Origin of the sequence: Niveispirillum fermenti, from assembly GCF_048066175.1 — a bacterium.
Taxonomy (GTDB): domain Bacteria; phylum Pseudomonadota; class Alphaproteobacteria; order Azospirillales; family Azospirillaceae; genus Niveispirillum; species Niveispirillum fermenti.
In genome coordinates this window covers 1-14,745 of record NZ_JBLTXA010000060.1, presented here as the reverse complement: position 1 = coordinate 14,745, position 14,745 = coordinate 1, and the positions used below count along the sequence as shown (strand labels likewise).

8 protein-coding genes are annotated in these 14,745 nt (G+C 68.4%); 3 read left to right on the top strand and 5 right to left on the bottom strand.

What is annotated here, in order from left to right; translation table 11 throughout:
- The first annotated feature begins 186 nt into the window (after positions 1 to 186).
- The 3 genes from ACM9LZ_RS24995 (at position 187) to ACM9LZ_RS24985 (ending at position 2,152) form a co-directional block, all read left to right on the top strand.
- A complete protein-coding gene (locus tag ACM9LZ_RS24995; RefSeq protein ID WP_416622231.1) occupies positions 187 to 843 on the top strand; it encodes a ParA family protein in 657 nt (218 codons plus the stop codon).
- 1 nt (position 844) lies between these two features.
- Positions 845 to 1,180, top strand: coding sequence for a hypothetical protein (locus ACM9LZ_RS24990; RefSeq protein WP_416622230.1), 336 nt, complete (start codon positions 845 to 847; stop codon positions 1,178 to 1,180).
- Positions 1,181 to 1,414: 234 nt separating this feature from the next.
- Positions 1,415 to 2,152 (top strand): hypothetical protein, encoded by a 738-nt coding sequence (locus ACM9LZ_RS24985; protein ID WP_416622229.1) that lies wholly within the window; start codon positions 1,415 to 1,417, stop codon positions 2,150 to 2,152.
- A gap of 133 nt (positions 2,153 to 2,285) precedes the next feature.
- On the opposite strand, the gene ACM9LZ_RS24980 is transcribed toward ACM9LZ_RS24985, so the two are convergent.
- From ACM9LZ_RS24980 to ACM9LZ_RS24960, 5 genes are all read right to left on the bottom strand, one after another.
- Positions 2,286 to 4,457 (bottom strand): site-2 protease family protein, encoded by a 2,172-nt coding sequence (locus ACM9LZ_RS24980; RefSeq protein ID WP_416622228.1) that lies wholly within the window; start codon positions 4,455 to 4,457, stop codon positions 2,286 to 2,288.
- A gap of 7 nt (positions 4,458 to 4,464) precedes the next feature.
- Positions 4,465 to 5,832 carry an efflux RND transporter periplasmic adaptor subunit gene (locus ACM9LZ_RS24975; protein ID WP_416622227.1) on the bottom strand — a complete coding sequence of 456 codons (1,368 nt, stop codon included), beginning with the start codon at positions 5,830 to 5,832 and terminating at the stop codon, positions 4,465 to 4,467.
- The gene (locus ACM9LZ_RS24970) at positions 5,822 to 6,640 is read right to left on the bottom strand and encodes an efflux RND transporter periplasmic adaptor subunit (protein WP_416622226.1); all 819 of its coding nucleotides are present in this window, start codon (positions 6,638 to 6,640) and stop codon (positions 5,822 to 5,824) included. The genes ACM9LZ_RS24975 and ACM9LZ_RS24970 overlap by 11 nt, the downstream gene beginning before the upstream one ends.
- Positions 6,641 to 7,000: 360 nt before the next feature.
- Positions 7,001 to 8,575 (bottom strand): TolC family protein, encoded by a 1,575-nt coding sequence (locus tag ACM9LZ_RS24965; protein WP_416622225.1) that lies wholly within the window; start codon positions 8,573 to 8,575, stop codon positions 7,001 to 7,003.
- 55 nt (positions 8,576 to 8,630) lie between these two features.
- A partial coding sequence (locus ACM9LZ_RS24960) for a beta strand repeat-containing protein (protein WP_416622224.1) occupies positions 8,631 to 14,745 on the bottom strand: 6,115 nt, incomplete at its 5' end.

The following is a 14,745-nucleotide window of genomic DNA, read 5'->3' as shown; positions in this document are numbered from 1 at the left end:
ATGCTCATGGATGGGGTCCGGACGCCCGGATGGGTCGGCTCCGGCAAGAAGCCGCGACCGATCCGGGTGCCACCCTATTTCCGGTATTGATAAATACCAGGTAATATGAAATACCGGGTTAATAAAAATACCCAGACGACAGCCGTCATCCGGCCTGCCCCCGTCCGTTTGCTGAGGATAGACCCCATGCCCGTCGTCGTCTTCGCGTCCCCCAAAGGGGGAGCGGGCAAATCCACCGGCGCCGTCATCCTGGCCACCGAGCTGGCCCATGCCGGGGTGGAAGTGACGATCCTGGATTGCGATCCCAACCGGTCGGTCAGCCTCTGGGCCGGCCAGACAGCATTGCCGCCCCGCATCCGCTGCATCGCCGACATCAGCGAAAGCCAGATCGTCCGGACGATCAAGGAAGCCGATGGAGAGGGAAAGGTGGTGATCGTCGATCTGGAAGGGGTGGCCAGCCGCATGATGACGCGCGCCATTTCCCAGGCGGATCTGGTCATCATCCCCATGCGGGCCACCACGTTGGATGCGACGATCGGCATGCGGGCCCTGGCGCTGATCCGGGAGGAGGAGGAGACGCTGGACCGGCCCATCCGGCATGCCGTCGTCTTCACCATGACCAGCGCCATCCAGTCCAAGGAACATCGCGGCTTGCAGGCCAGCCTGGTCACGGCCGGGGTGGATGTGATCGAGCCGCCGCTGATGCAGCGCGCCGCGTTCAGCGCCCTGTTCCACCATGGCGGCAACCTGCGGACCATGCCGGCCCAGGGCAAGCAGGATGGCGCCATCGAGAATGCCCAGGCCTTCACGCAACAGATCGTCAACCGCCTGACGGGGAATTGAGATGCCGGAACAGATAAAGCCTTTCGGCCTGAACCTGGCCGGCCTGAAGCCGACGCCCAAGCCCGCGGGGGAGGCGACCCTGCGCGCGCTGGACCGCGTGGGGGAAGGTGTGGGTTTCGTGTCGCGCGAACCGCAGGCCGCAACGGGGGCCCCACCGGTACCGGCACCGGAAACCCGTGGCCGGGGGCGCCCGCGGGGCATCCGCACCGGCCAGGTGCATGCCAAGGTCCTGCCCGATGTGGCCCACGAAATCTCCGCCGAGGCGACCCGCCGGGGCGTGACGCAGGGCGCCCTGATCGAGGAAGCCTGGGCCTTGTACAAGGAACGGGGCCGATAGCACCAATATCAAGCCCCGGTGATCGCAACCGATCACCGGGCTCAATCGCCGGTGCCCACATCCGTGGGCTTGGCGCCGGCACCCACATCCGTGGGCTTGGCCACGCCGCATGGGCGGCGCGGCGCCCGCCGCCGGACCAAGATGCGATGAGTTCAACTCACCGCATCTTGGTATAATACAGATCATCCGGACCCGTGCCGCCTCCCGCTGATCATCCGTCGAGGCCTCGTGAATATGCACACGCATCATGCCCTGCGGCGACTTCATGACACGGGCATCGACCCGGACCCCTTTCCCCATATGGTCGTGCCGGATTTCCTGCCTGCCGATCTCTATGGCCGGGCCTGTGCCCAATGGCCCGGCCGGGAAGCGTTCGGCATTCTTCAGCCGGACGACCTGCCGTCGCGTCATCAGATTTCACTGACCGGACGCTGGCTGGAACAGTGCGGACAGGAACAGGCGCAGACATGGCGCACGGTGCGCGACTGCCTGTTCAATCCCGCGATCGTCACGCTGATGGCCGACCGCTTTCCGCAGGTCCGCGAGAAACTGGGCTGGGTCGATGCGCCGCCGGTCCTGAATGCCCGCATCATCGAGGACCATACCGGCCATGCCATGCTGCCGCATACGGATATCGAAGCGACGATGTTTTCGATGCTGCTTTACATGCCGGACACCGATGGGGCCGCCGATCCGGCGGCGGTACAGTTGGGCACGGCCCTGTACCGCCCGCGCGACCCCGGTTTCCGCGGGCGGGGAATGGACCGTTACAAGCGGGAGGATTTCGAGCTTGTGGCCCAGGCGCCATACAGGCCCAACCATCTGCTGGTCTATGCGCCGTCGGACCGTTCCTTCCACGGGGTCGAGCCGGTCGCCGCTCCCTGCTGCCGGCGACTGCTGATCTTCTTCGCCGTGGTGGAAACCCGTCCGCCATCCCGGAGGAACCTGCCTATATCAGCTTGCGATGCGTAGAACTCATCGCAAGCTGGTCCGGCGGCGACCGCCGCCGCGCCGCTCGTGCGGCGTAGCCAAGCCAACGAATGTTGGCGCCGGCAATTGAGGGCGGTGACCAGAACCAATAGGTTCTGGTCACCGCAAAATAGTATTAGAACCCCGTTTCGCGGATGATGACGGCGGCGGCGGTGCGCCATGACCGGGCCAGGAGGCTGCGGCCCTCGGCCTCGACACGGGCGATGCCGCGCATCTGATGGCGGGGGCCGTCGGGCATGGGGCCGGCCGGGGTGAGCGTGACGCGATAGACGGCTTCCACGGGGGTGGGTGCTGCATGGCGTCTGTCCCCCGATCCGGCGGGGCTGTCGGTGGCGATGGGGCCGCCATAGTGAGAGGCAAGGGCCGGGATGTCGAGGACCGCGACATTGACACGGTCGACGGCGGTGACGGTGGCGGCGATGCGCGGCGCCAGGGGGTCGTCGGGATGGAACAGGGCGGTGGCGCCGGGATGCAGGCGTTCCAGATCGCCTTCCCCGACATAGCCGACCAGTTCGCTGCCGCCCTGACCGACAATCTGGGCCAGGGCCAGGTCGGGCCCCACCCAGCGGCCGGGGCGCAGCGCGTCGTTCATGTCCACGACGGTCCCGTCGAAGGGAGCCCGCACCTCCAGTTGCGCGCGGCTTTCCAGCAGCCCTTGCCGTTCGGCAAGGCCGGCGGCCAGGTCCTCCTCCATCACGCGGACCCTGTCCAGGGCCTCCCGCGCGGCGGTCAGCCGGTCGATCTGGGCCTGGGCCAGGGCAATGCGCAGGTCGGCCTGGGCCAGCCTGTTTTCCAGTTCGGGGGATTGCAGGCGCAGCAGCAGGTCGCCCGCCGCCACGGGCTGGCCGGGGCGGGCCGCCACCTCGATGATGCGGGCGGGCACGGGCGCGTGGAGATTGGTGAAATCGGCGGCCCGCCAGACGGCCGGCACGCTGACGGTACCGGCCACGGGCACCAGGGCCAGCAGCAGCAGCCCGGCCAGCCCGGCACCCGTGGCAAGCGTATTGCGGTTGATGCGCATATCAGCCCGCCTTTTCCACCATTCGCGCAGTTCATTGACAAGCGGACGCAGGATGAACCACCCGATCTCGATGACGAAAAGCAGGATGCCGACGACCTTGATGAAGAAATGATAGACCAGCAGGGCGATGCCGATGAAGAGCAGGAACCTGTAAATCCATGTGCCGAAGGCATAGGCGAGCAGGGTACGATGCATCCACGGCTCGAAACGCTCCGGCGGCTCCTCCCCCAGCCCGAAAAGCCATTCGCGGATTTGCCAGCGGGCCAGCGCGAAGCCGCGATCCTGGAGGTTCGGCATGTCCATGGCGTCGGCAAGCAGGTAATAGCCGTCGAAACGCATGAAGGGGCTGAGATTGACGGTCAGGGTCATGACCCAGCTTACCGTCGCCAGAAAGAAGGCGGCGCTGCGCAAGGGGCCATCTGGCAGGAAGCTCCAGGCCAGCGTCGCAAAGGCGGCCAGCATGAGTTCCGTTCCCATGCCGGCGGCGGCGATGGCCAGGCGGGCCCGGCGGGAGACCAGGCGCCAGGCGTCGCTTGTATCGGTATAAAGGACAGGCCAGAGGACGAGGAAGGCGACGCCCATGGTGGGGACACGGCATCCATACCGCTTGGCCGTGTAGGCATGCCCGAGCTCATGCAGGGACTTCGTGACCATGAGGGTGACGCCGTAGAGCGCCATGCCTTCCAGGCTGAAGAAATGCATGAAGGTGTGCAGGAAACTGTCCCATTGCCGCAGGACCAGCACCAGCCCCGTCAGGCCGGACAGCACGACGATCCAGAACCAGGCGGGGCTGTAGAAGGGTTCCATGAAGCGTGCGGTCGCATTCAGGAACCGGTCCGGCCGGACCAGCGGCAACCGGAAGAACAGGTAATTATGCATCAGCCATTTCCACCAGGAGGTCTGGCGGGCGTCGGCCTGCATCTTCAGAAAGCCGGTGTCGAGGGTCTGGATCAGGTTGTTGGCGGCCAGGAACTTGTAGAACTCGATGACATCGTCACTGTCAGGGGCAAGGATCGTTTCGGCAGTGACGGCGGCGGCGATGGCCCTGGGCGTGGCGTGGTGCCAGCGGGCGACAACTTCGAAGGCGGCATGCCCGATGCGGAAATACCGGTTGCGGACGGGATCATGGATTGTCCAGCAGGGGGACCCGTCATGGGCGGGGGGCGCAGGAAGCAATTGCAGATCGTCGCGCAGGGGCGGCAGGGGCATGGCGGCCGGATCGGGTTTCGCGGCCATGCCGGTCAGGGGAAAGGTCGTCGTGTCCATGGGGATGTCAGAGCCCCACGGCCTGGCGCAGCGTGGCCAATGGCCGGCGGAAAAGATAGAAGGCGAGCGGCACCCGGTCGCCCTGGATTTTCGCGGTGCCGCGCAGGCCGATGCGGGGCGTGTCCTGTCCGGGTTCCAGTTCGGCGCGAACGCGGTAGGCCAGGATGCCGGCCGGTGTCATGCCGGGTTCGTAACTGGCATGGACGATGCGGCCGCGCACGGGCCGGAGCGGATCGACATTGAGGAAGAGGCTGACGGCGGCGCCGTTTTCCAGGATCATGGCGTCGCTGACGGGAACCTGCACGTCGATCTCGGCCTCCGCGGCATCGGCCAGCGTCATGATGCGTTCGCCGATGGTGACAGGCCGCCCCAGCCAGTCGTTGGGGTTGGTATAGACGGCGATGCCGGCACGGTCGGCCTTCACGGTGACCCGGTCCATGAGTTCGGCGGCATAGTCGAGTTCGGCCTTTCGCAGGTCGACCTGTGCCTTGAGCTGGGCTACGCGCGCCTTGCTCTGGGGGTCGCCGAAGGCGCCCTGGGATGCGGTCAGCCACTCCGCCTCGGCGGAGGTGAGGGATTTGCGGGCGACTTCCAGCCTGCTTTTTAGAACCATGTCCTCGAAGCTGAACAGGGCCTGTCCCTCGGTGACGGGATCGTTCGGCTGGACATGGAAGCGCCGGATGACGCCTTCCAGGGGGGCGGCCACGATCATCGGATCGCGGGGCGCAACCTCGCCGGGGGCCAGGGTCGACTGCCGGACGGGAATGGCCAGGATGAGCAGGATGACGGCGGCGGTGATGATGACCCGCCGGCTGTTGAGCGCCCATCGGCCGGACCGGCGGCGGGTGCGGGTCAGGGCCCACCAGGCATGGCCATAGGCACCGGCAAGCTGGACGAGCAATGTCTGCTCCCCCTCCGTCCAGGGCTTCTCGCGTGTCAGCCAGAGGGCGGCGGTGACGATGCCGTCGGGGCCGTGCAGGGGCAGCCAGAGGGCATGCCCGGCACCCCATTGCCCCCAGTCGGCGCCAAGCGCGGGCGGCAGTTCCTGGACCGTGACGGGATGGGGCCTGTTCTTTTCCGGCCCCGCCGCGATGGCGGTCGCGGCGGCATCCAGCCAGCGCGACAGGGGGGCGTCGCGTTCGGGCGCGGCGATGTTGGCAGCAGCTTCCAGCCGGGCCTTGCCGTTCGCGCCGATGGCCATGAAGAAGGCCTGCTGATAATGGATCAGCCGGCGCGTCTGGTTGACCATGAGGAAACGCAGGGCTTTCTCATCCTGCGCCTGCCGGGCCTCCTGCTGAAGATTGAGCAGCAGGAGCAGGCCGTTCATGGGCTGGGGCGCCGCGGTCACGCGGGGACCGTGCGGGTCATCGGGCATCCGCCGTTCCCCCCCCGGCCATTCCCCCTGCGGCCGTTGCGGCGTCCGGGGGAGCGAACCGTGCCGTCCCGCTCATGCCGGCGACCAGATCGGGGGCCCGGCCCTTTGCCGGCAGCAGGCGGCCCGTCACCTTCAGCGACTGGCTGATGGGGTCGACACGGGCACCGACAAGGGTGACGTCCCCGGCCAGGGTTTCGCCCGTTTCGTCGATGCGCAGGTCGAAGCGCTGTCCGGGCTTCAACCAGACCAGCCAGGAGGAAGGCACGATCAGTTCGACGCGCAGGTCCCGATCAGACAGGATTTCCAGCAGCGGGACGCCGATGGCGACGGATTCATGTTCGCGGATGCGCTTCTCAACGGCACGCCCATCGAAGGGGGCCTTGATGTCGCAGCGCCTGACCTCGATCTCGGCGCGCCGCAGGTCGGCCCGGGCGACATCGGCCTTGACCTCGGCCATTTCCAGATCGGCGGCGCCGATGGATTTCAACTGTTCGAGCTGGCGGCTCTGACGAACCGTCACCTCCGCAGCCCGCAGGTTCGCACCGGCACTGTCACGGGCCGCCTGGTAGAGGCCGCAATCGAAGGAAACCAGCGTCTGCCCTGCCTTGAAGGCCTGGCCGGGTTCCACCGTGATGCGGCTGATGCGGCCCGCGATCTCGCTGGACAGAACGGCATGCTGGCGGGCTTCGATGAGGGCGCGCACGCCGCCATCGCCACCGGTCGCGTTCTGCGCCCCGGCACAAAGCGGCAGGCCCGCCAGGACAAGCCCGATGAGGGCGGCGGCACGGACGGGGGGGAATGAAGGCATGCTGGACATTTCCCGACTATAGGCGATCGGTCTGAACAAGTCGTTGCCACCGGCATGCCGATGGGCTGGCGCGGGCACCGGCGGGGGAATCCTTCTGGATTCCGGCCGGTTGCCGCCTTGTATCACACCAACGGTCGAAATATTTGACCGTTGGTGTCGGCGGCGACTGCCGCCGCGCGCCACGTGGTGCGCGCCCGAGCCGTTGGCATGTGGGCGCCGGCGTTTGAGGTGCCGAAAACCTTGACCATCGGTCAAGATTTTCGGCCGCTGGTATCACACCAGACCCGCCGGCCAGCAGCGCCGATGCCCGATACCGTACCCCGATGCCGAATTCACGGGATACGGGCAGGACAGGGCCGGTCAATTCGTGCTGGCGGCCATCTGCGCCAGATCGCCCAGCTTGGCGGTGGCGCCGGCACGGGCCTGCCAGCTTTCCAGCCCCTGAACCACGACTTGCCGCAGGGTGGCGAGATCCTGCGCCGGGATGGTGTCGGGCAGCGGATCGACGCCGGCAGAGACCATGACGCGGGCATAGGCGTTCTGCAGGTCGGCATAAACCAGGTCGCGCCGCAGGTCGGAGACAAGGGCGGACACTTCGGCCTGGATCACCTCCATCTCACCCTGCTGGCCGACGGTGCCGCTATTGACATATTGCTGGCGGATGCGCTGCTCGATCCCGGCCTGATCGACATTGAGGGCGTATTCAGCCGACAGTTCGCGGAACTGCACCATGGACACGCGGACCTGGCTCAGCACGGCGACGCTCAACGCCTGCCGGCGGATGGCGACCAGTTCCTCCTGTGCCCTGGTATAGTCGCGGGTATCCCAGGCGGATGCCAGCGACAGGATGTTCCAGGAGACGCGCGCGCCGTAATCGGCCCAGCGCTGGTTGAGCTGGAAGCTGTTGCTGTCATAATGCAGGCCGGCATTCAGGTCGATGCCGGGCAGCAGCCGCAGCAGGGCGCGCTTGGTCTCGTCGGCCGTGATGCGGGCGTTGTAGCTTTCCTCCAGCAGCTCGGGCCGGTTCATCAGCGCGAAACTCTCCAGCGCCTCCACACCGGCCTCGATGGTCGGGACATCGACGGCTGCCCCCTCCGCGGGGATCTCCAGCGTGAAATCCTGGCCCGGCGGTACACCCATCAAGGCGCCGAGCTGCGACTTGGCGGCGACCAGTTCGCGGCGCAGGGTCTGAAGCTGGCGCAGCGTATCCACCAGGGCCCGCTGATAGGACAGGGTCTGGAGCGGGGCCTGGACGCGCTGTTCCTCCATGGCGGTGGCGTTGCGCCGCGCATCACCGATGCGCTGTTCCAGGGGCGCCAGCCGGGCCAGCATCCGTTCGGCCGCCACGGCGCGCCAATAGGCCGTGCGGACATCCTGAAGAATGCCCTGGATCACGCGGCGGCGGCGTTCCTCGGCGATCAGGACCAGGTTGGCGTTCTGGTGGGCGCGGATATAGCTGACGCCGAAATCCAGGATGTTCCAGGTAAAGGCCAGATCGGCGGTGCGGCGGTGGCGGTCGGTGGCGGTCGTGCTTTCACCGGTGCGGCGGCCCGTCGTCAGGTTCAGGCTTTCCGACCCGGCCTCGTTGTTGCGCCCGGTATAGCCCGCACCCGCCACCAGCCGCGGCAGCATGTCGAAATGCGACAGGTCGAGCTGACGGGTGGCCACGGCCGTTTCCATCAGCTTGACGCGCTCGTCCAGATTGTACTTGAGCGCGCGCGCCATGGCCTCATGCATGGAGATGGCCGTTGTGATGGGCTCCTGGGGGGCCATCACAACGGCCAGATCCTCACGGATGCGTGTGAGGGTCTCCTCCTGGCTGAGCGGCGTGGGCTTGACCGCGCAGCCGCTGGCCAGCAGGGCGGCCGTCAGCAGGGTGATGGAAAGGCGGATCGAGGGGGTGCGTGACCGGGAGGCGGCGGCGAGGCTGGTCATTTCTTCTGGTTCCGTTCGGCAGAATGAATAGTGGCAGGCTGGAGTGGAAGGCGGATCAGGCCGCCTCCTCCCCCGGTACGGCATGGTTGAGAAGGGCGGCCAGGAGAGCGGCGCTGTCCGCGTCACCGGCCTGGTGGACCAGGGCCACCTGACGGCTGAAGGCCGTCTGACCGGCGGGCGGTTCCTGTGCGGCATGGCGCACCGGCACCTCGCCTGGTTCGCGCCCCCCACCGGCGTCGGCATTGCCGCCGCCGGTGGGGGTGGGTGCCGGAAGGGGAGCGGTCTGGCCCGGCCCGTCGATGGTGGTGCGCGGACCGCCCGGCCCCACGGGGGAGACACCTCCCGGTGCGGTGCCGAAGCCATCGCCCAATCCGCCGGTTCCAAGGCCGCCGCCGAAGCCGCCACCCAGACCGCCGGCCGCCGGCGCGCTGCCAAACGAACCGCCGAACCCGCCGGCCAACCCGCCGCCGCCAAGGCCACCGCCGATGCCACCGGCCAGGCCACCCGTGCCGCCGCCGCCGATACCGGTGGATACCGTGCCGCTGGCAGAGCTGCCCGGCTGCATGCCGCCGACGCTGGACAGGGTGACGGAACGGCCGGCATCGGTGCTGCTGGAACTGCCGCCGACGCTGGACAGGGTCACCGAGCGGCCGGCATCGGTGCTGCTGGAACTGCCGCCGACGCTGGACAGGGTAACGGAACGGCCGGCATCAGTGCTGCTCTGGCTGCCGCCCAGGGCGGGGGCGGTGGTCAGCGACGGGCCCGTCGACTGGGCCGGACCGGTACCCGTGCCGCCGGAGGAGACGGCCGTCGTGGTGTTGCCATTGCCATTGTCGCCATTGTTGGTGACGGGTGTCGGCGGCGGCGGGGCAACCGTATAGGTGGTTGTGCCGGCCGTGCCGACATTGCCGGCGGCATCGGTGGCGCGTGCCGTGAACACATAGGTGCCGGTGCCCAGCTCCGCCGTCAGCGCCAGACGCCAGGCGCCGCCGGCATCGGCCTGGACGGTGCCGAGCGTGGCGCCATTCTGGGTGATGGTCACCAGGCTTCCGGCCTCCGCCGTGCCCGTAACCACGGGCAGGCCACCGCCGGCGGTCGACAGGGTGACGGCGGGGGCGGCCGGGGCGGTGGCATCCACCGTCAGCCGGGTGGCAGCCGACAGGCCGCTGGCATTGCCGGCGGCGTCGGTGGCCCGTACCTGGATGCTGCGGGTGCCGTCGGCCAGGGCGCCGGTGAAGGTGAAGCTCCAGGCGCCGGCGGCATTGGCCGTGGCTGTCCCGGCCACGGCCCCATCAACCAGGATGGTGACACTGGCCCCCGCCTCCGCCGTGCCGGCGATGGCCGGACGGTTGCTGGCCGACAGGGGCGTGTCGCCGGCCCCGGGAACCAGCGGGCTGGTGATGGCGGGGGCAGCCGGAACGGCCGGCGGGGTGGTGTCGATGGTCAGGCGGACGGTATCGGACAGGCCGCCCACATTGCCGGCCACATCGGTGGTCCGGATCTGGAAGCTGTGCGTCCCGTCGGCCAGGGCGCCCGCCGGCGTGAAGCGCCAGGCGCCCGTTGCGTCCGCCACCGTGGTTCCGGCGGCGACGCCATCCACCAGGATGGTGACCGTGGCCCCGGCTTCCACCGTGCCGGCAAGGGCGGGGCGGTTCGTCGCGGACAGCGGCAGGCCGCCCGGCACTGCCACCGTGGCGCTGGTGATGACCGGAGCGGCCGGCGTTTCCAGTCCGCTGGTGTCCACCGTCAAGCCGGTGGCGACCGACAGGCCGCTGTCATTGCCGGCGGCATCGGTGGCCCCGATACGGATGCTGTGCAGCCCGTCGGCCAGGCCGGCCGCGAAGGTGAAGCGCCAGGCGCCCTGGGCGTCGGCCGTCGTGGTGCCGGCGGTCGCACCATCCACGATGATGCGGATGGTCGCCCCCGGTTCCGCCGCGCCCGCGATGCTGGGCACGGCAGTGGCGGAGATGATTTCGCCCGCGGGACCCGTAACGGTCGCACTGGTGATGGCGGGCGCGGCCGGGGTGTCCGGGGCCACCGTGTCGATCGTCACCGCCAGCGGTTCGGAAACGGGGCTGTTGACACCATAGCCGTTGGTGGCAACGGCGGTGATGGTGCGATTGCCGTCCTGCAACGCACTGGTGAAGGTGAAATTCCAGGCCCCGGCCGCATCCGCCACCGTGGTTCCGGCGGGCACGCCATCCACCAGGATGGTGACAATGGTCCCGGTCTCCGCCGTGCCGGCGATGGCCGGACGGTTGCTGGCGGTCAGCCCGTCGCTGTCGGACAGGCCGGTATCGGAACCCGGCGCCAGGATGATGGCGCCCGGCTGCGCCGGCGCGGGGGACAGGATGATGATGGCGCTGGTATCCCCCACCCCGTTCAAGGCCGCGTCCAGGGCCGCCCCGGCGCGGTCGATGATGCCCCCATCCGGGGACAGGCCCGTGATGGTGATGCCGGCGGGCGCATTGTCCCCCGGCGCGACCACATAATCGAAGCGCAGCAGACCGGCGCTGCTGCCCGCGGCGTTGTAGCCGGCGGTACGGGGGGCGCCACCGACATCCAGGGTCAGGCCGGGCGTGCCGCCGACGGCGACATTCTCGCTGACCTGCACGTAGAAGCTGATGGTTTCGCCGGGCAGGTAGGTGCCGGCGGGCGGGGTGCCGACGGCAACCACGCCAGGGGCCGTGGTATCCAGGACGATGTCGGCGCCATCCCCCAGCGACCCGCCCGATCCCGGCGCCGGCAGCGTCAGGTCGGCCTGGTTGCCGGCCAGGTCACGCAGCGCCCCGGACAGGGCACCGGCGGAAGCGATGTCCAGATCCTCCACATTGTCGCCGGGCTGCACGATATAGGTGAAGGTCAGCGTGTCGCTGCCCGACCCGCCGCTATAGCTGGCCGTACCGCCGGTGTTGAGGGCCAGGGTCGGCGTGCCGTCCACGATGACCACCTCGTCCAGCCGGATCTGGATGGTGATCACGTCGCCGGCCTTGTAGGCGCCGTCGGGCGTGACGGCGCTGATCGACGATATGGCGGGCGGACGGCTGTCCAGGCGGACACCGCTGGTGTCGCCGACATTGTTGAGCGCCGCATCCAGCAGCTCGGCCGTCCCCGTGACGATCGTGGCGCCGTTCAGCGACAGGCCTTCCACACTGATGCCGTCGGGCGCATTGTCCCCATCGGCCACGACATAATCGAAGCGCAGGCGCGTCCCCGTGCTGTCATCGGGGTTGAACAGGGCCTGACGGGTGCTTCCCCCGACATTCAGCAGCAGACCGGGCAGCCCGCCGGCCACCGTGACCGCCTCGCTGACATCGATATGGAAGCTGATGGTCCGGCCCGGACCGTAGGTGTCGCTATCGGGCACATCGACGGCGACCACGGTCGGCAGCGTGGTATCCAGCACGATGTCGGCCGCCTCCCCCAGCGATCCGGCAGCGCCGGGTTCCGGCAGGGTCGGCACGGCATCGTTGCCCACCTGGTCGCGGATGGTGCCCGACAGGGCGTCGCTGCCTGCAATGTCCAGGTCGGCGACATTGTCGCCGGGCTGCACGACATAGGTGAAGATCAGCGTATCGGTGCCCGACCCGCCGCTATAGCGTGCGGCGTGCCCGGTATTCAGCCCCAGGGTGGGCACACCATCCACCGTCACCACCTCGCTCATGCGCAGTTCGATGGTGATGGTGTCGCCGGCCTTGTAGACACCGTCGGGTGTGCTGGTGCCGATGCCGGTCACCGTGGGCGCGATGCCGTCCACCTTGACGTCGGCCATGCCGGTCACATTGGCCAGGGCCGGGGCCGCGTCGTTGCCCGCGGCATCCCTGATCGTGCCGCCATTCAGGGTGATGGCGTCGGCCAGCTCGATGCCTGTCGGGTCGTGCGCCCCTTGGGTCACGATATAACGGAAGGTGAGCTGGGTGCCGCCGGAACCCTCGACATAGGTGGCGATGGCGGTCGTGCCATCATCCAGCGTGATCGCCAGTTCCGGCGTTCCATCCACCGTCACCGCCTTGTCGAACGTCACGGTGATTTCGACCGGCTGGCCGATGCCGGCCGTACCGGCGGGGGCGGTCACGCCCGTGACGACGGGGGCGGTCTGGTCCACCGTCACCGGGCGGCTGGCCTGTGCCGTGATGCCGGACGCGGAGGCAACCTCCACCGCCACGGTGGCGGTGCCGTCGGACAGCAGGGCCAGGTCAGCCGGCGGGATCAGCACACTCCAGCTATTGGCGGTAACGGTGGCGTCATAGGTCTTGCCGCCCAGGGTGACCTTGACCGTGCCGCCATCGGCCACGCCCGTCGTCGTGCCGGCGATGGTCTGGCCGGCCGCCCCTTCCGTGCCGTTCAGCACGTCGTCACCCGCCACCTCGGTAATGGTGACCGTGGGCACCGCGCGGTCGAAGGTGACCGTCAGCCCGCCCGACGCGGCACTTTCCTCCACATGGCCGATCTGGCGGACCGTGAAGACCGTTTCACCGGTCAGCGCGGACACGTCCACATCGCTGAAGCTGTAATGGCCGCTGCCATCCGCGACCTCCGTCGCCAGCAGCGTGTCGCCGGCATAGAGCCGGACGGTGGCGTTCGCATTGGCCCCGCTGCCATTGATGGTGACGGCCGTGGCGCTGGTCAGCCGGTCGCTGTTGCTGATGCCGGTGTCCGACGATGCCGCCAGATCGGGCATTCCCGGTGCGCGCGGCGTGATGGTCAGTGCGGCCGTGTCGGTGGCGGCAGAGAAGGCGGTGGCACCACCGCCACCGCCGGTCGCCACCTTGGTGCCAGCGGCTCCGCTGGTCTGGTCCCAGGCGCGGAAGGTGATGGCCTCACCCAATTGCAGGGCGCTGGTGCCGGACGGCTGATAGTAGATCCGGTCCGTAGGCCGCAGCAGCAGGGCGTTGCCGCTGTCATCCACGCTGCCCACCACCTGCCAGGTGGCCCCGCCATCCAGGCTGTAATGCCAGGTCCCGCCTTCCGCGGTGCTGGCCGCGATCAGCGCCACGCCCGTCAGCGGGTTCGCATCGACATCCGTGACATTGCCCCCCAGGCTGACCAGATCCGACACCAGGTTGCCCACGGCCCCGCTGGGGGCGCCGCTGGTTTGCGGGATCGTGGTCAGGACCAGGGTGCTGTCGCTCAGGACCGGTGCGTCATTGACCGCGTTGACGATGATGCCGGCGCTGGCGCTGGTGCTGGTGAACTCGCCATTGGCGCCGGTGCCGCCATTGGACGTGGTATCTCCGGTGCTGCCGGCCGTGCCCGCCGACTGGTCCCAGGCCTTGAAGCTGATGGAACCGGTGTCGCTGCCATTGTAATTCGCGGCCGGCACGAACCGGACCAGGTCCGTATGGGCCAGCAGCAGCGCGCCGGAGGCGGAAACACTGCCGATGGCCGTCCAGTTGCCCGACCCGGACTTGTACTGCCAGGTGCCATTGCTGTTGGTCAGGCCCGTGATGGCGATGCCCAGAAGGTCGCCGTCGCGGTCGCTGCTGCTGCCGGCCGACGACAGGATATCCGCCACGCTGGTGCCGGCATTGCCGGTAGCATCCTCGTCGATGGCCGTCAGGTGGCGGCCATCCGTGCTCATCACCGGCGTATCGTTGACCCCCGTGAGGTTGACGGTCAGCGTCCGGCTGTCGCTGTCCGTCCCGTCGCTCGCGGTGAGGGTGAAGCTGTCCGTCGCAACGGCCGACAGCGCGTTGATGGCGCTGCTGTCCGGGACATAGACATATTCGCCGCTGCTGCTCTTGAGATACAGCGTGCCATAGTTGCCGGCGATGGACAGGTCGTAGGTGATGCTGCCCCGGGTGAACGTGGCGGCACTGCCACCCGTGATCCCATAGGTCAGGGTGTCCAGGTCGATGTCGGACGCGCTCAAGGTGCCCGTCTGGTCGGTGAAGCTGTCGTCACCGGCCGTATCCGTCAGGCTGATCGCGGTCGGCGTGGTCAGGACCGGTGCGCTGTTGGTGACGGCCATGTAGGTAGAGTTGGCGCTGTTGGTCCCCCCCTTGCCGTCATTGGCCGTGACCACGACGCGCAAGTATTTTTGCGCGTCCGAGGTGGTCAGCGTGTAGCTGGAAGAGGTGGCACCCGTGATGGCCGTGGCGTTGGTGCCGCTGGTGTCGTCCGCCCGGTACCATTGATAGCTGTAGGACCGGCCATCACCGTCAGGATCG

Coding starts and splice junctions, on each gene's coding strand:
- ACM9LZ_RS24995 (WP_416622231.1), top strand. CDS start 187: ATGCCCGTCGTCGTCTTCGCGTCCCCCAAAGGGGGAGCGGGCAAATCC.
- ACM9LZ_RS24990 (WP_416622230.1), top strand. CDS start 845: ATGCCGGAACAGATAAAGCCTTTCGGCCTGAACCTGGCCGGCCTGAAG.
- ACM9LZ_RS24985 (WP_416622229.1), top strand. CDS start 1,415: ATGCACACGCATCATGCCCTGCGGCGACTTCATGACACGGGCATCGAC.
- ACM9LZ_RS24980 (WP_416622228.1), bottom strand. CDS start 4,457: ATGGACACGACGACCTTTCCCCTGACCGGCATGGCCGCGAAACCCGAT.
- ACM9LZ_RS24975 (WP_416622227.1), bottom strand. CDS start 5,832: ATGCCCGATGACCCGCACGGTCCCCGCGTGACCGCGGCGCCCCAGCCC.
- ACM9LZ_RS24970 (WP_416622226.1), bottom strand. CDS start 6,640: ATGCCTTCATTCCCCCCCGTCCGTGCCGCCGCCCTCATCGGGCTTGTC.
- ACM9LZ_RS24965 (WP_416622225.1), bottom strand. CDS start 8,575: ATGACCAGCCTCGCCGCCGCCTCCCGGTCACGCACCCCCTCGATCCGC.